Here is a 20,020-nt window from a genome sequence, read left to right as displayed (position 1 = left end):
GTAACATCCCCCCTTTACTCTTGATTCCATCATAACACAAATAGAACAAATGTTCTAGTTTTAACCTAATATAAAGGGCAGAATCAAAATGATTCCACCCGAACATTCTTTTTAGCTAACTTTTTTAGTATGAACAAGATTTCTTGGAGGATTTTTCCCTTGATAATTGATAGCCATTATTCCGATTGCAACAAGTGCGATTGCCAATACGATAAACACGTTCATGCTTTCACCCGGTATGAACAGTGCTGACAGCATCGTTCCAAAGACTGGCGTTAAAAAATTATAAATGCTCATTTCACCAGCTTTATTGTATTTTAAAATCGAAAACCAAAGCGCGAATGCGACTGATGAAATCAAAGCTGCATACACCAACAAGCCCCACCCAAACGGTGTAAAGGTTATCGAATTTGCCTGAAGCTGCGGCAGGCCAATTAATAACAACACGAGCGAGCCGATTGTCAATTGCCAGCCGGTCAATGCGACTGGGTGGATATCCGTAGCGAGCTCTTTTCCCATGATTGTCGTAATAGCACTTGTAAGCGCTGCTAGAATCATATAACCCTCCCCTGTCCAGTGAAAGGAAAATTGAAAGTCTTGACCCCAGTTAGCAACAACAATCCCAGCAATTCCCGCAAGTATTCCTATCCATTTCTTCCCGTTTAATCGGTCATTTTTATAGAAAAAATGCGCTAAGATTACAGCTAGAAATGTTCCACTCGAGGTTAAAATTGCCCCTTGCATGCCAGATACCTTTGATAAACCATTGTAAAAAAAGAAGTATTGAACAGCAGTTTGAATGACTCCAAATAACAATAAAATCATGATAGATGAACGTTTAACCAGCAATACTTTGCGGTTTGTTATGAATAAGAAAACTATAAGGATTAATCCGGCCAATAAAAATCGCATACCAGCAAAGACGATTTGGGCGCTGACATCCCCACTTGTCATTTGTAATTCTCCGTAACTAATTTTCAATACAGGGAAGGCACTTCCCCAAAGCAGGCAGCAAATAATCGCTAGGACAATGACTGCCCATTTATTTTGAAAAATATTTGTCAATTGATCGCATCTCCTATGCACATTAAACATGAATGAATTATTATCCATCAATAAATATGTATTATACCACTATATTTTCAAAAGGAGATATGATAAATCTAAAAATATATTTCCATTTAAAAAAGCAGCATTATCGACTTTTAATATGTCGATAATGCTGCTTAAACCTTTAGGAAGTAACTGTATTACTTGGTCTTTTTTCATGAATGATAGAATACAGTTTTTCCAGCCCTTCTAATAAGCGTGGTGATGGACGACAGAATAACTCTTCTTCAAGAATCAAAATATTTTCGGGACTAATATTCATATTCTCGAAGCCTGTTCGTTTTGTAACATTACTTTTTTGAACTTTCTCTTTGCGAACTCCAACCCAAGCTAAACAAATATAGTCAGGCTTGCGTGAGGCAACGTCAGCCCAATCGGTTTGAACGCTTGCTAATTCAACATCTTCAAAGATATTTACGGCACCTGCTGCGTGCGAGATTTCGGTTAACCAATTGGTTTTACCTGGTGTAAATACCGGCTTTGGCCACCATTCCCAATAAAGTCTTGGTCGATTTTCTATGTTTGCAGTTTGTTTTCGAATTGCCTCAAGTCTATTCTGGAACTGTAATGCTGAGGCTTGTCCCTGTTCCGGTACACCTAATGCAGTTGCAGTTGCGATTAAGTCTCGTTCGATATCAGCTAAAGATTGAGGATTTAGTACGATGTGAGGAATACCACGCTTTTCTAATTCTGCAACATTCCGATCCATACCAGGTACACTTAATGATGCTAATACAAGATCTGGCTGTAATTTCTCTACAAGCTCCATGTTAATGGCTAAATCAGGTCCTAATCTAGGTAGATTTACAATGCTTTCTGGCCAATCTGAATGATCATCGACTCCAACAAGCAGATGAGTTAAGCCTAAAAACTCAACGATTTCGGTATTGCTTGGACATATTGAAATAACTCTCATAGTAGACACCTTTCATTACAATGATTTAAATTACATAGTATTTGCTTTTTGGAATTGTATAGCTTCCATGATGTTTTTTATATAATTGGATGCAGAATTTTCTTCAATACCAAGGAGGTTAGCAATAGCTTGGATCGACGTCCGATTTGTATATAATTCATAGGCTAACGCCTTCCGTATCGATATGAGCGTAAGTGCAGGAGCATCCTTTGGTAAATACTCCTTACTTATGACACGTAAATGTGTCAGAATCGACATGACTTCGATTGGTCCAGGTTTCTCTGTATTTCGGTTTTTGGTAATAAAGACAAATTCACTATCATTTGTTAAAGATTCGAAATAGTAATCTTTAAAGATAATCGCTTCCTGGCCTTCAAACAGTATTTTTCGTTTGCTTATTTGTATTTCAACTTTATTTTCTAAATTTGAAATGGTAACAGCTTCTTTATTAAAACGAAATTCTGCCGTTTTTAAGCCTTTTGCAGCTAAAATAAAAATCGCTTTTCGAAGCAGCGAATAGTTAGGGTTTTTTATCGTATGATCAAGGAGCTCAACAATTTGTTTATAGGTAATTTCGAGATTCATTTTTTCATGAACCTTCAGTCGCTTTAATTTTACAGAAGGGTCAATGGCGACTTTATCTATTTCCCATAAGTAATTGAACATCGTCTTAATAATAGCTAGTTCTTTATTAATGGTTGAAATACTCTTTTGTTTTTCTTGCTGTGCCTTGAGGTAATGCTTGATATCTGTGGGAGAAATTTGAAAAGGTTCCTTGTTTTCCGGATATGTATTTCGAATAAAGTTAAAAAACTGTCCGAGTACTTTTTCGTAGCTTCTTATCGTTTCCTTACTATACCCCTTCTGTTCGATTGCTTGAATAAATCCGTAAGGCATCCTTCTAGCTCCTCTCCTATTATTCTATCAGATATTGATAATATTCGAGTATTTGTTCAGGATTTCCTGTGCGATTTATCAAAATAAATAGAATTTTCCAACTTTTTATCTTGGGATTGTTATTTATTGGTCATTTTTCTATAATCTCCTTAGCTGTTTGATCTTTTATGGACCATAAGGATTTAGGGTATGTTTGTACCCTAAAATGGATTAATTATAAAAATAAATTACAGTTAAGGAAAGTATGATATGATGCCTTTATTTTTTAATTCTTCTCAATAAAAAAGGCCACCTTCAGGAGAAAACCCTAAAGTGTGGCCTTTTGTCGTTTATTTAGTTTCTGAATTCAATGTTTCTATAATGCCGAATAATTCTTGTAAATGCTTAATTTCGAATGTTGGGATGACATGATTACGTTCCTTATCATGGCGGTTAATCCAAACAGATTTGATGCCGACAGTGTTGGCACCAATTATATCTGTCATTAAATTATCACCAACCATTAAGACTTCATCCTTATTTACATTCATAAGCTCTAATGCATGTTCAAAGATGGTTGGATCCGGCTTCCCTCTTCCAAAATCACCTGAAATGAGGATTTTATCAAAATACGGTACAAGCTCTGGTGTAATATCAAGCTTCGTATTTTGGAGGTCTGGAGATCCGTTAGTTAACATAAGAAGTTTATAGTTCCCTTTAAGCGCATCAAGTGTAGCAAAAGTTTCCTCATAAACAAACGGCGTTTTACGACGTTCCTGCGGAAAGCGCTCAGCAAGCTCATGGCCAAATTCTGGATCATCAATCCCAAGCTTTTTCAGACCATTTGTCCAAGCATCCTTTCGGTAAGTTGGAACGATTGCAGCCATTTTACGGAAATCGTCATGCTCATCTAAGAAATTGCCCCATAGTCCTTCAAATGGATTGATTCCAATCATTTGCGTGAATTCGTACGTTTCATAAGATGAATATAATTCACGTGCAGTTTCTCTAACCGCTTCTTCAAATTGCTCTGGATCGAGACCGTAACGTTCCTGAGCTACTTTACAAGTTGCTTCAAATGCATCCTTTATACTTTTGGCATCCCAAAGGAGGGTATCATCTAAATCAAAAAATATTGCTTTAATCATTTTCGTATATGCCTCTCTTTTTTAGAAATATGATAATTAATAGTTTAACATTAATCGAGTTAAACGGTATGGTAATTAGTGAAATTTCATAATATTTTAGCATATTTTGTCGGAACAGTGGTATTATTTATTTTTTCTAAGATGTCCTAATTTCTAATCCGCTCCGTTTCCGCCCTACTGCGATGTACCAATGATTAAAAAAGATAAAAATTAATACAATATCAACTACATCTCCCCCATAATACATCAGCATCCCTCCAATTTTTGCTTCCACAATTGAAACGCCATGAGGAGGGTGGGCATAAATATACTTAGATAGAATGCCATGTCCAGCCAGTGAGACGATAAAAACAACAAGACGATGCCGAAAACTTTCTATTTTATGTCCAGGAATTCTCCCTATCATTGCCAGTGTAAATACATATCCTGCTAGGAATACATGAAAATGAATAAATAGATGCAAGAACCAATTTTGCCCCATTGCTGAGTATAAATTTGTCGTATAAAGCAACCAAAGACCACCAATATTCAATAAAGAAGCCATGATTGGATATGTAACAAACAAAACAAAGCGATTTTGTATCAGTAGAATTACACGTCGTGAGTAATTAACTGGTAGCGTGCGCAAAAAAAGCGTAATTGGATTAGCTAACACCATCAGTAATGGCGCGAGCATCCCTAGTAACAAATGACTAACCATATGTATGATAAAATTGTGATGCGAAAGATTAGCGATTGGGGGACATAGTGCTGTTAACGCACAGATAATCCCAAAATTCCATGACCATGAGGAGCTAGATGGCCATTTTTTCCCAAGAGTTTTGTTAATTAAAACAGCACCATTATATAAAATAAAGGCTAAAATAAAAATAAGCACAAGCAATAATTGGGGTTGATAAAGAAAATTGGATTGAACTCCACATAGCTCACGAAAAAGGGCAATCATTTTAATCCATCACCTGAAAGTTGTTGATATGGTTTTCGTCGCAAAAGTATGACACCTACGATAATTAACATTAATGCAGATAAGTTCCAAATTACATCGTATGGTAATATGTCAACGTTATACCTGATTTGATGAATACTCATCAACTTATGCTGTATAGTTCCGTCATATAATTGAAAACCTCCACCGCCCATTAGTACACCACCCCACCACCGCGCTTTTGATAACTTTCCTTGTCTGCGTAAGTCGGCATACAAAAATAAAGAACCTATCGTAGCAAACCAACTAAAGGCATGGAAAAATCCATCAGAAATTAAACCAATACTAGTTGTGGATTTATCATAAAAATGATGCCAATGCAGAAGTTGATGGAAAACAGCCTCATCAAAAAAACTAACTAATCCGATTCCAAACAATATTCCAGACCACAGATTTCGGGTTTGGAACTTAGTAATTTGTAACGACATATCATCATCACGATTATCTTTCACACCGAACACTCCTATTAGTTACATTCATGAGTAGTCTTTCCTTTATTTTGAAAAATATAAAAACAGGTACCAGTTAAGGCACCTGTAACGTTGTACTTAATCATCATCAATAAGAACAAATTTAGGTATTTTTGCATAATGTACAAAAGACTAAACTGTTTAGGATTACGAAAAAAATATTAAAGTTAGTGTGTGATGATATGATTCCTGCGTTTTTAATTAATAAGCTAGTGAGTAGAATTCTGTCTCACGTGTTAGAAAGAACTGATGAGCATCATTTTAGATTTCGAGAAAAATTAGAATTTATTGAAAATGAATTAACTAATCTTAAACAAAACAATGAAATTAAGTCTTTAAAAAATGATATGACACAAAAAGAGCTACCAAGTATCACCATTGATCATATTACCATTGAAAATGTCCATATCGTTACTTCCGAAATCCCTGCACAATTTTTTCAGCTACATCGTAAAAGTCATGGTGAGTCAAATCAGCAAGTCTCATTGTCTCCCAAAATTAACTTTAGAAAAAAGTCGTAGATTTTTTATAATAAAACAAACATGCTATTGATTGTTTGCCTTTGCTGCTTCATACATCATATTGAAGCGATCCTCTACTCTCGCAAAAATGGAACCAGCTCGATACTGTCCAGATTCATCCCGAATGTTTCCAGCCTCTACCCCGGTTAACAGTTCGATCCCTTCAGCTATATGACTGATTGCCCAAATGTGAAATTCACCTAGGTTAACCGCATCAATCACTTCCTGATCGAGCATTAAATTAGCCACATTTTGCTTTGGTATAATGACACCTTGTCCACCTGTTAAGCCACGTTCTCGACAAATATGGAAAAATCCTTCAATTTTTTCATTTACACCACCAATAGGCTGAATTTCACCCCATTGATTAACAGAACCTGTTACGGCAATCCCTTGATTAATTGGGACTTCAGCTAATGATGACAAAAGAACATATAATTCAGTGCTTGAGGCACTATCACCATCAATCGTTGAATAGGTTTGTTCAAAAGTAATGCTTGCAGATAGTGGAATTGGACGATTTTTGGCAAATTCTCCTGAAAGAAAACCAGTTAAAATCATCAATCCCTTATTGTGAATTTGACCACTTAAGGATGCCTCGCGATCAATATTCATGATTCCGCTTTTTCCTGCAAATGTTTGGGCTGTAATTTTGGTCGGTATTCCAAACACGGAGTCCCTTGTCCCTAATACGGCCAAGCCATTTATTTGTCCCACTCGAAAACCTTCAGTATCAACCATTATGGAACCTTTTTGAATCATTTCCCGAATTTGCTCTGATGCATGATTGGTGCGATTAATTTGTTCAGAAATAGCCTGCTCAATATGGCTGCTATCTACAACTGCAGCCTCTTCTTTTTTCGCCCAATAACTCGATTCTACCAATAATTTTGTAATTTCGTGAAAACGGGTTGAAAGCTTAGATTGCTCTTCGACTAGCCGGGAACTGTAATCAACGATTTTAGCAACTGCACTACGATGAAATGGAAGCAGACCTTCTTGCTCCGCATAATTTTTCACAAACATTGCCATTTTGTAGCAATTTTCCTGGTTTCGGTCCATGACCGTATCGAACTCAACCTTTACCTTAAATAGTTTATGAAAATCATCATCAACGGCTGATAATAGATCATATAAATAATAGGATCCTATAATAATAATCTTTATGTTTAATGGAATCGGCTCTGGTTTAATCCCGCTTGTTGGCACCATTCCCCTGTCTTCAAATAAATTTTCAATTTGCGCAGTACCTGTCTGTAACGCGCGTTTCAACAAACTCCAAACGTATGGCTGTTCCAATAATTCCGTCGCCTGAAGGATTAGATAGCCTCCATTCGCCAATTGCAACGCTCCTGGTTTAATATAAGAAAAATCCGTTACCCAGCTTCCTAAGGAGCCTCGATACTCAATTTTTCCAAATAAATTATTGTAGGTCGGGTTTGTTTCATAAATTACCGGCGCCCCTTTTTGTGATTTGTGATTGACGAGAAGATTAACTGTATAACGATGAAAATGTTGTTCCTTCGAGCCGATAAGGGCGCTCATAATATTATTTTGATCATCCTCCTCGCTAGCTAAAAATAGAGAAAAATGAACGACAACATCATGGAAATAAGCTTCTAGGTAATCAAGTATTTTCGGATAATCCTTATATGCTTCACGTAGCGGTTGAAATAACGATTCTATGGAAGTCGCTGCTGACTCCCTCATAAATTGCTCGAGGTTTTTTTCTAATTGCTCCTCAAGTTTTCGAATTTGGTGAAGTGTTTCTCGGATTTTACCGTCTACCAGCTTTTCGCTAGCCGCAATTCGTTCCTTCACTTCATCAGATAGTTGTTCAAACTTTTTCCGCTCTAATGGTTTGCCATTATACAACGGGTAAGAATTAAGTCCTGTAGGTGTCCGCTCAAGATTAAAACTGTGCTCATTAGCAAAATCTTCAGCTGCTTCCCACAAATCCTCTGTTTGGTCGCGAAATTCATCGATAATACCCTGCTTTCTTTTTTCGTATTCCTCGCTTGAAAAAGTTGAGCGGAATTCCCGTTCTATATCAATTAACAGAGTTTCTATTTTTCTTTGAAATTGTTGGCCGCTTCCTGCTGGTAAAGTTAGGACAAAGGGACGGTCTGGATTGTCAAAATTAAAAACATAGCACCAATCATTAGGAACTTCCCTTTTTTTAGCTATTTTTTTTACACTATCCAAAGTATATGTTTTTCTCCCTGTACCACTTGGACCGACGACAAAAAGATTGTAGTCATCCTGCTCAACAGACAAACCAAACTCCATTGCGCGTTCTGCACGCCGTTGACCAATCATTTCATTGGCAAGCTTTTCTAGATCAGCGGTTGTTTCAAACGGAAAATGGCTAGAATCAAACTCTGAACGCAAGGATGCGATAGGGACACGATGGATGGATAAGGTATTTTTATAATCTTCTATTTTCATTGGAAATCCCTCGATTCGGATTATTCTCTATATATTCTTAATTGTTCCATAAAAAACAGCCCACAACAACTGTTGAGGGCTGTTTTTTACAATATTCTTCGTTCTGAACCACTACTATATCAGCTAGGAAACAAATCAGATGAAAGATAACGTTCCCCTGTATCCGGAGCAAGACATAGCACTCGGGCTGTAGGCGGAAGTGATTTTGCTACTTCAAGAGCAAAATGTGCACTTGATGCACCGGATGCCCCTACAAAAATCCCTTCTACTGATGCTAATTTCCGTGCCATCGTTTGTGCGTCTTCATCCTTAATATGGAGAATTTCGTCATACACGGATTGGTTTAGTATGGATGGGATAAAGCCAGGTCCAGTTCCAGGGATTTTATGCGGGCCAGGCTGTCCGCCAGATAGTACTGGAGACCCAAATGGTTCGACAACATATATTTTAAGATTTGGCATTACCTGCTTTAATTCTTCTCCTACACCTGTAACAGTACCGCCTGTACCAGCAGTAAGCACAAGGGCATCGAGCTTACCTTCAAAAGCGTTTATAATTTCAACAGCAGTCGTACTTCTATGGGCATCAGAATTAGCTGGGTTCTCGAACTGCATCGGAATAAAGCTATCTGGAATCCCTTCAGCTAACCGATTTGCTTCATTAATTGCACCCTGCATCCGCTCGCTCGCTGGTGTTAAATAAACCTTTGCACCATATGCTTTTAAAATCTTAACGCGTTCTTCCGTAGCATTATCAGGCATTGTGATAATACAAGGGTAGCCTTTTACTGCACTTACCATAGCAATGCCAATACCTGTGTTCCCAGATGTCGGTTCAATAATCGTACTTTTTCCTGGAATCAGTTTTCCTTCCTTTTCTGCCTGTTGAATCATATTGATTGACGCGCGATCCTTAACACTACCCCCTGGGTTAAAGGATTCTAATTTAATATATACTTGAGCGCCATTTGAATCAGCGAGTTTATTCATTTTTACGATGGGTGTATTACCGATCAGTTCCAATATTGAATCATATAGTCGCATTAATCATTCAACCTTTCATACATATTTGTTCTAAAATCTTCATCAACAGTCCTAATAAAGCTCTATCAATGTTGTAATGGTTTTATTTTACCCAAATAAGTGTATCACAAGAATAACGAAATAGCATAAAACGCGACACTGAATGGACTTTTTCGTATTTTTCAAAATTTAATGCCAAGGTCAGTATGTTTGTCCAAGCCATTCTATTTATTTTTCATATAAAAATAGAAACGGATGAAAGAGTGGTTAAACATGAAAAAGCGGAAAGACACTGTGTCTACTGGAACTATTACGGTTTGTGCATTTGTGTTTCCTGGAGCTGAAACTGGAACATTTTCTGCTTCCAAGCACTCTGCTCCTGTACGTATAAAGCGAGAAATTGCCTGTGCCAATTCGATTTGGAAAAGAGTATCGGGTAATGTAACAAAAAATGCGATACGTTTTAAATTAATAAAAACGATCATTTTTCCGCAAACACTCAAGGGTTTAGAGGTGAATGCAGAAAATATCAGTATGAATGCCAAAAAGCTGATGAAAAATGCGAAACTTTTATTGGGATTAGCGGAAAAATATGGTCCTGAAGCTGATTTGTATGTTTATTATATGGATGGTGAACAAATTGGCGCGACACAAGAAGACGGTGCAAGGGTGCTCGCCATAACTTATATCGACTATCCAATCATCATTATGTCAAATGGTGCACAAAAAAGTGATTTCATCTTAGCTCATGAAATCGGTCATTTCTTATTTAATACAAATCGTTTTGGAGATACAAATGACCCACAACCAATTAGGGGTGATCCAGCACATAATGTAGAACCAACCAATTTAATGTATCCAACCGGAATGTATTGGCCAAAGCCCCCAAACATGCCCTTCATCACTTCAGAGCAATTATATAAAGCGTTAAATAGTAAATTGTTTTATTAGTTGATTTATAGGCAACCTTTTGATATTCCTCAATACTGAATCCTACTTGTTAATATTACCAACCCTTTCTCCCTCCTTTTTCTGTTACACTTTTTTTGATGTCTGCCACAAAGGAGGACAATTTCTATGAAATTACGAATTTTATTAATAGTTCTTTTCACGTTTATTGGTGGATTTTTTGTTGGAGGACTAGTGAAAGAAAAACAGACTAAGCCTCTTGAATTTAAAATCACGACCTCAGAGCCTTCGCAAAAAATGCTTAAGCATAAGCAAGCACCAAACTGGAAAGAAAATAAAGAAAAGGTTTTGATTGGATATGTTCAGGATTTTCGTAATCCTGCAAATATTGACTATCGTTCCTTTACTCATCTTATCTTTTCGTTTGCACACCCAAATAAGGATGGCAGTCTCGTGCTAAATGGCGATCAGGCGTTAAAAAACTTACGAACAATGGTAACAAACGCTAAAAAAACCGATACGAAAGTGTTGCTTGCAATCGGAGGCTGGTTCCATATTCAAGGTGGGGAATCTTATCCCTTCTTTCAAAGTGCAATAAATGATGATGTTGCTAGGGCAAAACTAGTCGATGAGCTAAGCAATATAGTGAAACGCGAACGACTTGATGGTGTAGATGTTGATTTTGAGCATCCTCGTTCAGCAAAAGATAGCGAAAATCTTTCAAAATTCATTAAGCAACTAAGTGATAAGCTGCACTCGGAGGACAAGCAATTAACCATTGCAGTACATGCAAAAATTCATGCCGGGGCGCTTACTGAAGCACATTTTATTCAATATGATCCAGCCATGTTTCAATATGTAGACTATGTCAACATCATGGCGTACGACGGTCAATGGGATGGCGGCTATAATGCCGCAAACTTATCGCCTTACCCTTTTACCGAAAAAATTGTAAACTATTGGTCCGCGCTTTTTCAGTCGCTTGAGCTTTCCCGAGAAAAACTAGTTTTAGGTGTTCCATCCTATGCTCAGCCTGAGGATCCTGCTGTAAAACAATTATCTTATCAATCTATTTTAGAACATGATCCTACTAATGCAAATCGTGATTCCACCACCGTTAATGGAACAACGTATTATTACAATGGGGATGAGACCATCCAAAGAAAAACGAACTTGGCACTACAACATGGCTTCGGAGGGATGATGCTTTGGGAAGTCGGGCTTGATGCAACAGGTTCGAGCAGCTTAACAAGCGTTCTCTTTGAAATACTTGGCAATATATAAGAAAATGGCATACAAGCTTTAGCTTGTATGCCATTTTCTTCTATATGTTAGCTTATTTTGCTACTAATGGGTTGTAAAGTTCTAAAGATTTTGTTGCAGTAGCTTGTGATTGCTTTAATTGATCTAAAAATCCTTCAACCGCTTTTAAAACTTCCTCGCGATTTTTTTGTTGTTGATCAATCACGTTTTTAAAAGTAGTTTCTAATTGTGAAAGAGTTTTTTCAGCTACTTCTAGTGAATTTTTTCCAGGTGTAAAGGCTAAAGTTTGCGCTTTATGGCCTAGTTCCTCAATACGGTCAGTCCAATCAACTGTACCTTGGAAGCCAATGTCAAGCTGTGCTTTACTAAGAACATCTTGAAGATTAGAAATCCATTCTGATGTAAGACGTTTTGAATCCTCTTCCATTTTCGTTAACTGATCTCCAGTAGAGCGAATCCATTCTTTTTGATTTTCGAAAGCTTGAAGTGATTTTTCTTCTACTTCATTTTGAATTGTATGGAAGGTACGGTAGCTGTTAAACCAGCCATCCCAAAATACATCCATTACGTTAATTAACTTATTTTCTTCTTTTTTTGCTGCCATTGTAAAACCTCCCCATTTTCGTTAACTGATTAAGTAAACTTGACCTCATTCCCCATCATATTCTAACTCAGGAAAAATAAGTACAAGTTTTGTTGTTACCCTTATATGTAATTTACACCTATTTGTTTTTACTGTCAACGTTTACTTTTCTTTCATAAAAAGACAAATAATCACTTTATTTAGGCCGCAATTACCAGATTTTGTCGTATTGTGGAGATTTTCAGCGTAATTTAACGGTTTTTATTCAGACCATATATTAACAAAATAGTTTATTGTAATAGATATAGTTTTTTAAATTTTCCAAAAAGCTTGAAAAATTAGAAGGGGTTGAAATAGGTGACACAAAATAAGTTTTTGGATCCATTTGCCGTTTGGAAAAGTTTGTATGAACAAACAGAATCCAAAGTAAATGAAGTCCTTCATGAAACAATGCAAAAGGAAGCTTTCTCTGAATGGATGGGTCAAGTACAAAATGGATATTTACAATATCAACAGGTGGTTCAAAACACAACTGAAGGCTATTTAAAGCAAGTGAATGTGCCAACTCGAGATGAAATTTCAAGCATTGCCTCTCTTATTATTAACTTAGAAGCAAAGGTTGAAGACCTTGATCAAAAAATTGAAGAGGAATTATTAACAAATAGTTCTGCTTCAGAAATTAATAAGATTAAAACAAGCATCGCTAAGCTAGATAAGAAAATTGACACATTGTTAAAAGCAATCCAAGTAACAGAAGAGCCAACTCGCACATCCACTCCTGTGGAAAATAAGTAATATTTTTTTCTAGTAACAAATTTTAAAGTAAATTAATAGGGAGAGATTTTCATGACTACTATCAATAAAGAACAAGTTCAATTATTAGAAGATACATACGGGCTAAAGGATAAAGTTGTTGTTGTAACAGGTAGCTCTAAAGGTATTGGTGCAACAATTGCGAAAGAATTCGCGAAAAAAGGTGCAAAGGTAGTTGTTAACTACAACGCAAGTTCATCTGCTGCAGAAAACGTTGTTGACGAGATTACTCAACTTGGTGGAACTGCAATTGCTTGTAAAGCAAACGTTTCTAATATTGAAGAAGCAAAGTCTTTAATTGAACAAACTGTAAACGAATTTGGCCGCATTGATATCCTTATCAATAATGCTGGTATTACTCGTGACCGTACTTTCCGCAAGCTATCTGAAGCAGAATGGAATGAAGTTATCAACGTAAACCTTAACAGCGTTTACCACACAACTTCTGCAGCAATCAACACAATGCTAGAACAAAAATTTGGCCGTATTATCAACATTAGCTCTATCGTTGGTCAAGCTGGTGCATTTGGTCAAACTAACTACTCAGCAGCAAAAGCTGGTATGATTGGTTTCACAAAATCACTTGCTTTAGAAACAGCTAAAAATGGTATCACTGTAAATGCGATTTGCCCAGGCTACATTTTAACTGAAATGACTGCAGAAATCCCAGAAAATGTTATGGAATCAATCGTTAGTCGTATTCCGATGAGACGTTTAGGTACAACTACTGAAATCGCTGAAGCTTGTATCTTCCTAGCAAACAGTGAATATATTACTGGTCAATGCATCAACGTTAATGGTGGAGCTTACATGTAATTTCACCACAGCTTAGGAAAGAATACTTATTAGAATCAAGCTTTATTTACGAAGTTAATGTTTAGTAAACTGATAAGTATTCTCCCTTTTCCTTTATGAAAAATAAAAATCAGAAAACGAATGGTTATGAGGAGGAGAATCATGGTTTTTTCAACAACCAAAGAAACGGAATCATGGATTAACATGATGCCTGAAGATATGCAAAAAAGCTACCGCCGCTTTAAACGTGTTTCTGAAGTATTAACAAGAGAGCCAGAACCACAAGTTGGTCAAACTCCAAAGGAAGTTATTTGGACTAAAAACAAAGCAAAATTATATCGTTACCAACCTACTTTAACTAAAACAAAAAAGGTTCCTCTATTGATTATTTATGCTTTAATCAATAAACCTTATATTGTTGATTTAACACCTGGTAGCAGCTTAATTGAGTATTTAACAAATCAAGGTCATGATGTTTACCTATTAGATTGGGGAACTCCAGGCTATGAAGATCGCAATTTAAAATTTGATGATTATGTACTAGATTACATCCCTCGCGCGGTACAAAAAGTACTTCGCAAATCTGGAGCTGAAGAAATCAGCATCCTTGGCTATTGTATGGGTGGTACTTTAACATCTATTTTTGCTGCACTTCATAACGATTGGCCAATTAAAAACTTAATCTTCTTAACAAGTCCGTTTGATTTTGAAGATACTGGTTTATTTAGCAATTGGTTAGACGAGCGCTATTTTAATCTTGATAAAGTCGTTGATACTTTCGGAATTATTCCTGGTGAAATGATTGACCTTGGTAATAAGCTATTAAAGCCTTTAGTAAACTACGTTGGTCCATATGTTAGCTTAGCAGAACGCTATGAAAACGAAGAATTCATTAAAAGCTGGAGCTTAATGCAAAAATGGGTTGCTGATGGCGTACCATTCCCTGGCGAAGCATTCAGACAATGGATTGGCGAATTCTATCAAAACAATAAACTGATTAAAGACGAATTATACATTCGCGGACGTCAAGTTAAGCTAAGCGATATTAAAGCTAATGTATTAAATATCGCTGCACAGCGTGATCATATCGCTGCTCCAAACCAAGTTGAACCATTAATTGAGAAAATCTCTAGTAAGGATAAAACATTTGAAGTAATGCCAACTGGACATGTATCTGTTGTTGTTGGTGGAACTGCAGTTAGAAAAACTTATCCTTTGATTGACCAATGGTTGAGCGAGCGCTCAAACTAGAAAAGCGGAAGGCGCCCGATTATCGGCGACAAGCACAAGGCGAGCCGGCCGAAAGGTTGTTCTTTACCTTTTGGACGGATTGACTTGTGACCTCGAGCCGATGGCGCCTGCAGCTAGACATGAAAAGCGGAAGCGGCTTGTTAGTCCGCAAAAAACCCCTTCTTTTGTGAAGGGGTTTTTTGCAAGTATAGATTTAGTTACAAGCTACAGGTCTTATTTTTTTACACTATTTTTTTCAACAAAATTGTGTGTTTCATCCTCTAAGGACCAGCCCATTTTTAATCCTAGAATAAACCAACCAAGTGCTAAAATACCTGAAGCAAAGATAATGTCACCAATCATGCGAAGCCATGTTAAGTTCAAAATGATATCCTGTTGGAGGAAATCTGCAGATCTTGCATACCACATTCCATGTTCGACGCTTGCCCACGTTTGCATAAGACCAATTGGTAATAAGCTGATCAGAACCATCAAGGCTAGTCCGATATTAATACTCCAGAAGGCAAAAGCCAAAACTTTTGTTTTCCACTTCCGCATTCCAGTCAAACCTTTTAGACAAAACAGCATCAGGCCGATACCAAGTACTCCATAAACCCCGAAAAGGGCTGTATGACCATGAACAGGCGTCGTATTTAATCCTTGCATATAATATAGTGAAATCGGTGGATTAATGAGGAAACCAAAGATTCCTGCTCCAACTAAGTTCCAGAAAGCCACCGCAACAAAGCAGTAAATCGGCCATTTATAGGCTTTCGTCCATTCTTTTGCGCGGCTTAAGGTTAAGTTTTCATAGGCTTCAAATCCAATTAAGACAAGCGGCACCACCTCTAGTCCACTGAAAACTGCACCAAAGGCTAATACACCAATTGGCGTTCCACTAAAATACAGATGATGGAACGTTCCAATAATACCACCGAACAAAAAGATGGTCGTGGAAAAGAGCACGGTCGCTGTCGCAGTTGAGGTTCTTAATAAGCCCATACGTGTAAACAAGAAGGCAATGATAACCGTCGCGAACACCTCGAAAAAACCTTCAACCCATAGATGAACGACCCACCAGCGCCAGTATTCAGCAATCGCAATGTGAGTATGCTGCCCCCACAATAGCCCTGGAATATAAAATAACGGAATGGCAGTCGCGGCTAGTAAGAACATGGTCAATAGATGGCGGTCTTCTTTGTTTTTCTTCAATGCCGGAAGCAGTGCTCTTCCCATCAAGAATAACCATAAGAATAAGCCAACTGTTAAGAATAGCTGCCAGAATCGTCCCAAATCTACGTATTCATAGCCCTGATGCCCAAACCAGAAGTTTTGTACATTTGAGAACCGCTGATCCACAGCCAGCCATTGACCAGCCATTGAACCTACTACAATAATTAATAAACAAACAAATAAGAAATTGACTAAAGCCCGTTGAAATTTCGGCTCATAGCCTGATACGGCTGGAGCCATGAACAAACCTGTGGCTAACCAAGCAGTTGCTATCCATAGAATACCAAGCTGTGTATGCCAAGTTCTTGCTACGGAATAAGGAAGCCATTCTTGTAACGGAATGCCAAAGAACCCTGAACCTTCTACGGCATAATGGGCATCAATCGCACCAAGCGCGACTTGGAAAACAATTAACGCGGCTACCACCCAAAAATATTTAAGCGTGGCTTTCATTGAAGGAGTTGGATTTAGTGCCAGCAATGGATCCTTTTCCGGGAACACCTCATCCATATGGGACTCCTTATGCCGCTGAGCAGCAAAATACCAGGCGAGTGCACCAACTCCTGCCAACAATAACACAAAGCTAACGACTGACCATACGACCATTTCGCCAGTTGGATGATTATCGATTAACGCTTCGTTCGGCCAGTTATTTGTGTAAGTAACATCATCATTTGGCCGATTAGTTGCTGTTGCCCACGTACTCCAAAAAAAGAATGCATTCAAGTTCGCCATACGTTCTTCAGTTTTTATTGTATTTTCAGGAATAGCATAATCGGCCCGTAACTCTTTAAACTCAGGGTCATTCATAAAGAGTCCACGATAATAATCACTTAAATAGTTAAAAGCAGCAACCCGGTCATTGGAAAGGACCAATTCCTTTGTCTCTGGATTATAATTATTCGTTCGAATTTCGTCTTTTAATCTTGCTTTTAGCATCGCTTTTTGTTCATTATCTAATTTGTCGTAATCAGTACTAAACTCTAAATGAGACCAGTCATCTAATATATAGGTCAACTCACGATGAAGCCAATCAGCGTTCCAGTCAGGTGCAAGGTAGGCTCCATGTCCCCAGATACTCCCCAGTTCCTGTCCTCCCATCGATTGCCAAACATTTTGGCCGTTTTTAATATCCTCACCTGTAAAGAGCACGTCACCATTCTCCGAGACTACCTTATCCGGTATCGGGGGCATAGTTTGATATATCCGGCCACCAAAATAACCTAGAACAGCAAAAGAGATAACGACCACCAGAATTAAACTAATCCAAAGCCTTCTATAGTTTCCCATGTTTTACCTCCAATTTATTTAATCATAATGATTCTTCTCTTACCCTTTCCTAATATGGAAATAATATGTACATATAGAAAAAGAAGCCTCGGAATGATTCCGAAGCTTCTAAAACAAGTGTCTTAATGCTGTTTATTAGGCAATTGTCTTTCTGGATGACCTTTACCCTGTGTTCGTTTATTTTTTTCCTGTTTCGCTTGATTATCAGCAAGCTTTTTAACAAATTGGTTTGTATCTTCCATGTTTTCCCTCCTTCGTATTTTGGTCTATTGTTACTGTTACCAGCTAAAAGGAAAAACATGCGCATGTTTGCCTTGTTAATTAAACCTCACGTCGCATCGCTCTTAACACATCTACTTGAGTAGCACGTTTAGCAGGTCTTATACCTGAAAGTATAGTCACCAAATAACATATAACAAAGCAAATAACCGGTAATGACCAAGGAATATAACTAAACAAAAACCCATTAGGAATGGATTCCTCGAAAAATCGCTCAAGTACAAGTGGTAAGGCATAGTTGACTCCTATGCTAATTCCATAAGATACAATGGTCCCGATTAGTGCACCAATTAAGCCAATGTAACTACTTTCTAATAGGAAAATATTTTTAATTGTTTTTGGATTAGCACCAATCGCCTTCATTATCCCGATATCAGGTGCACGTTCTGTAACTGCCATTGTCATCGTATTGTAAATTCCAATTGAAGCAATTAAAATCGCAATCGTTCCGATGAAAATTAGTCCCGCTTTAATGATATTGAACACAAGATTAATTTGGTTTAATTCATTCATGACCGAATATGTTGCAAATTTCTCTGCCTCAAGCTTTTCGGTAATCCCTTTTACCGCTTCCATATTTTTAGCATAAATTTTCACTTGATCATATTCATTGCCAGTGGATGCTGATTTCTGTGTTTCCTCATAATATGAATCTTTAATCATTCCACGAGGGGTTCCGGTAAACGCTTCAATTTCCCTCAGTATCTCATCTGAAATAAACACATTTTTATCATATACCCATTTTTTCGTCGGTTTCTTGGCTACACCAACAACAGTAACCTGAAAAGTTTTTGTCACTTCTTGATTATTTTCAAAATTAGATATTACCAAGTCTACTTTTTTTCCAATTAAATCCTCATTATATTTATATTTTTCCCTAATTTGTCCTTTTTCATTGTAAAGGTCCTTTGCATCTGCACTTTTCAACGCAAGTTCCTTTACAAAATCATAGCCCACTACGACTTCATCCTTGTTACTGGGTAAACTGCCCTTAGAAAGCTCGAATCCAGATTTCACCTCAGAAGGGATGTGTGTAACGATGGTCTCGGCATGGGTTTGGTAGTCACCGATTTGGTAATTTGCTTGCTGCATAAGCTGTTTTCTTCTCGTTACTGCTTTAACATTTTCAATTTTTTCAAAAGCTTTTACATCCTTGTCGGTCAGTTGCTGAAATTCACCTTTATCTATTTCCTTTCCAAATACATCGATGGACGTGACAATTCTTTGTTCCATTAGATCTTTGACAAGTGATTTTTGTAAGCCAAAACCCACCGATGCTAATACGATTAAAAAGGCGCAGCCCATTGCAGTTGCTAATATGGTCATGAACACACGGGTTTTATTTTTTTTCATATTTTGCCGGACAAACCGGAACTGATCGGTTATTTTCATGATGTGTAAGCTCCCTCCACGATTTGTCCATCCTTCAGTTCAATCGTCCGGTCGCCAATTTCAGCAACCTTATCGTCATGTGTAATGATTAGAAACGTAATGCCGAGTTTGCGATTTAGTTCTTTAATAAAATGCAATAAATCCGCTTCTGTTTCACTGTCAAGACTTCCAGTTGGTTCATCAGCTAGGATAATCGGAGGATTGACAATCAGAGCTCTGGCAATGCTGACCCGTTGCTGCTGACCACCAGAAAGTTCCCCAGGGTAGTGATGCTGATAATCTATTAGACCGACTTTTTTCAGCATTTCTTCTGTGAGTTGTCCACGTGCCGATTCACTTACACCCTTCAAGATCAAAGGTAGCTCGATGTTTTGGAAAGCAGTCATACTAGGAATCAATTGAAAGTTTTGAAAGATGAAACCAAGATTTTGGATACGAAAATCAGCAAATTTAGCCTCGTTTAGATCAGAAACGTTCACCCCATTGATGATGATTTCACCTTGTTTTGGGCGAATGAATCCTGAAATTAAGTTTAATAGAGTCGACTTACCAGAGCCGCTTCTGCCAATTATTGTAACGATTTCACCTTTATTAACGGTAAGTGATATATCTTTTAAAACGGGGATAATATTCTTGTCCCCTTTTTTTCCTATTTCAAATTCATGGTAAAGATTTTTCACAGTAATCACCAATGCTCTACCTCCAAAATATAACTATTATGTCATTTTTTACATCAG

The 20,020-nt window shown here is 37.4% G+C and carries 19 protein-coding genes; 6 read left to right on the top strand and 13 right to left on the bottom strand.

Annotated elements, in window-relative coordinates; translation table 11 throughout:
• Window positions 1-111: 111 nt before the first annotated feature.
• From FXW34_RS14415 to FXW34_RS14390, 6 genes are all read right to left on the bottom strand, one after another.
• Window positions 112-1,065: a DMT family transporter gene (locus FXW34_RS14415; protein ID WP_147534704.1), complete on the bottom strand. Its 954-nt coding sequence runs from the start codon at window positions 1,063-1,065 to the stop codon at window positions 112-114.
• A 169-nt stretch (window positions 1,066-1,234) separates the two neighbouring features.
• Complete coding sequence (locus tag FXW34_RS14410; protein WP_147534703.1) at window positions 1,235-2,026, bottom strand: cobalamin-binding protein; 792 nt, start codon at window positions 2,024-2,026, stop codon at window positions 1,235-1,237.
• Between the two features lie 30 nt (window positions 2,027-2,056).
• The gene (locus FXW34_RS14405) at window positions 2,057-2,923 is read right to left on the bottom strand and encodes a tyrosine-type recombinase/integrase (protein WP_147534702.1); all 867 of its coding nucleotides are present in this window, start codon (window positions 2,921-2,923) and stop codon (window positions 2,057-2,059) included.
• A 329-nt stretch (window positions 2,924-3,252) separates the two neighbouring features.
• Complete coding sequence (locus tag FXW34_RS14400) at window positions 3,253-4,050, bottom strand: HAD family hydrolase (protein WP_147534701.1); 798 nt, start codon at window positions 4,048-4,050, stop codon at window positions 3,253-3,255.
• A gap of 136 nt (window positions 4,051-4,186) precedes the next feature.
• A complete protein-coding gene (locus FXW34_RS14395; protein ID WP_147534700.1) occupies window positions 4,187-4,996 on the bottom strand; it encodes a cytochrome c oxidase assembly protein in 810 nt (269 codons plus the stop codon).
• Complete coding sequence (locus FXW34_RS14390; protein WP_147534761.1) at window positions 4,993-5,463, bottom strand: DUF2243 domain-containing protein; 471 nt, start codon at window positions 5,461-5,463, stop codon at window positions 4,993-4,995. The genes FXW34_RS14395 and FXW34_RS14390 overlap by 4 nt, the downstream gene beginning before the upstream one ends.
• A gap of 275 nt (window positions 5,464-5,738) precedes the next feature.
• Here FXW34_RS14390 and FXW34_RS14385 point away from each other — a divergent pair, with 275 nt between their 5' ends.
• Window positions 5,739-6,026, top strand: a complete 288-nt coding sequence (locus tag FXW34_RS14385) for a hypothetical protein (RefSeq protein WP_147534699.1) — start codon at window positions 5,739-5,741, stop codon at window positions 6,024-6,026.
• Window positions 6,027-6,050: 24 nt separating this feature from the next.
• On the opposite strand, the gene FXW34_RS14380 is transcribed toward FXW34_RS14385, so the two are convergent.
• Together FXW34_RS14380 and cysK are read right to left on the bottom strand one after the other, a co-directional pair.
• Window positions 6,051-8,474 carry an ATP-binding protein gene (locus FXW34_RS14380; protein ID WP_147534698.1) on the bottom strand — a complete coding sequence of 808 codons (2,424 nt, stop codon included), beginning with the start codon at window positions 8,472-8,474 and terminating at the stop codon, window positions 6,051-6,053.
• A 119-nt stretch (window positions 8,475-8,593) separates the two neighbouring features.
• Complete coding sequence (gene cysK, locus FXW34_RS14375; protein WP_147534697.1) at window positions 8,594-9,517, bottom strand: cysteine synthase A; 924 nt, start codon at window positions 9,515-9,517, stop codon at window positions 8,594-8,596.
• Window positions 9,518-9,769: 252 nt separating this feature from the next.
• Between cysK and FXW34_RS14370 the strand changes: the two genes are divergently transcribed.
• Window positions 9,770-10,447, top strand: a complete 678-nt coding sequence (locus FXW34_RS14370) for a hypothetical protein (protein WP_147534696.1) — start codon at window positions 9,770-9,772, stop codon at window positions 10,445-10,447.
• Between the two features lie 126 nt (window positions 10,448-10,573).
• Window positions 10,574-11,689 carry a glycoside hydrolase family 18 protein gene (locus FXW34_RS14365; protein ID WP_147534695.1) on the top strand — a complete coding sequence of 372 codons (1,116 nt, stop codon included), beginning with the start codon at window positions 10,574-10,576 and terminating at the stop codon, window positions 11,687-11,689.
• A gap of 52 nt (window positions 11,690-11,741) precedes the next feature.
• Here FXW34_RS14365 and FXW34_RS14360 read toward each other — a convergent pair whose 3' ends face one another.
• Window positions 11,742-12,272, bottom strand: a complete 531-nt coding sequence (locus tag FXW34_RS14360) for a hypothetical protein (protein WP_147534694.1) — start codon at window positions 12,270-12,272, stop codon at window positions 11,742-11,744.
• Between the two features lie 336 nt (window positions 12,273-12,608).
• On the opposite strand from FXW34_RS14360, the gene FXW34_RS14355 reads away from it, so the two are divergent.
• The 3 genes from FXW34_RS14355 to phaC all read left to right on the top strand — a co-directional run bounded on the left by FXW34_RS14355 (window position 12,609) and on the right by phaC (window position 15,110).
• The gene (locus FXW34_RS14355; RefSeq protein WP_147534693.1) at window positions 12,609-13,046 is read left to right on the top strand and encodes a poly(R)-hydroxyalkanoic acid synthase subunit PhaE; all 438 of its coding nucleotides are present in this window, start codon (window positions 12,609-12,611) and stop codon (window positions 13,044-13,046) included.
• A 51-nt stretch (window positions 13,047-13,097) separates the two neighbouring features.
• A complete protein-coding gene (locus tag FXW34_RS14350; RefSeq protein ID WP_147534692.1) occupies window positions 13,098-13,880 on the top strand; it encodes a 3-oxoacyl-ACP reductase family protein in 783 nt (260 codons plus the stop codon).
• A 141-nt stretch (window positions 13,881-14,021) separates the two neighbouring features.
• Entirely contained in the window at window positions 14,022-15,110 is a 1,089-nt protein-coding gene (phaC, locus tag FXW34_RS14345; RefSeq protein ID WP_147534691.1) for a class III poly(R)-hydroxyalkanoic acid synthase subunit PhaC, read from the top strand.
• Between the two features lie 213 nt (window positions 15,111-15,323).
• On the opposite strand, the gene FXW34_RS14340 is transcribed toward phaC, so the two are convergent.
• From FXW34_RS14340 to FXW34_RS14325, 4 genes are all read right to left on the bottom strand, one after another.
• Window positions 15,324-17,612 (bottom strand): nitric-oxide reductase large subunit, encoded by a 2,289-nt coding sequence (locus FXW34_RS14340; protein WP_147534690.1) that lies wholly within the window; start codon window positions 17,610-17,612, stop codon window positions 15,324-15,326.
• A gap of 122 nt (window positions 17,613-17,734) precedes the next feature.
• On the bottom strand, window positions 17,735-17,854 hold the full coding sequence (locus tag FXW34_RS14335) for a DUF4023 domain-containing protein (RefSeq protein WP_147534689.1): 120 nt from the start codon (window positions 17,852-17,854) through the stop codon (window positions 17,735-17,737).
• Window positions 17,855-17,933: 79 nt separating this feature from the next.
• On the bottom strand, window positions 17,934-19,283 hold the full coding sequence (locus FXW34_RS14330; RefSeq protein ID WP_147534688.1) for an ABC transporter permease: 1,350 nt from the start codon (window positions 19,281-19,283) through the stop codon (window positions 17,934-17,936).
• Window positions 19,280-19,972 (bottom strand): ABC transporter ATP-binding protein, encoded by a 693-nt coding sequence (locus FXW34_RS14325; protein WP_147534687.1) that lies wholly within the window; start codon window positions 19,970-19,972, stop codon window positions 19,280-19,282. The genes FXW34_RS14330 and FXW34_RS14325 overlap by 4 nt, the downstream gene beginning before the upstream one ends.
• Between the last annotated feature and the right edge of the window lie 48 nt (window positions 19,973-20,020).

The sequence above is a fragment of the Bacillus marasmi genome (assembly GCF_902168435.1).
Lineage (GTDB): Bacteria > Bacillota > Bacilli > Bacillales > Cytobacillaceae > Bacillus_BU > Bacillus_BU marasmi.
The sequence above is the reverse complement of the archived record's forward strand: the minus strand, read 5'-3'. Positions and strand labels throughout refer to the sequence as shown.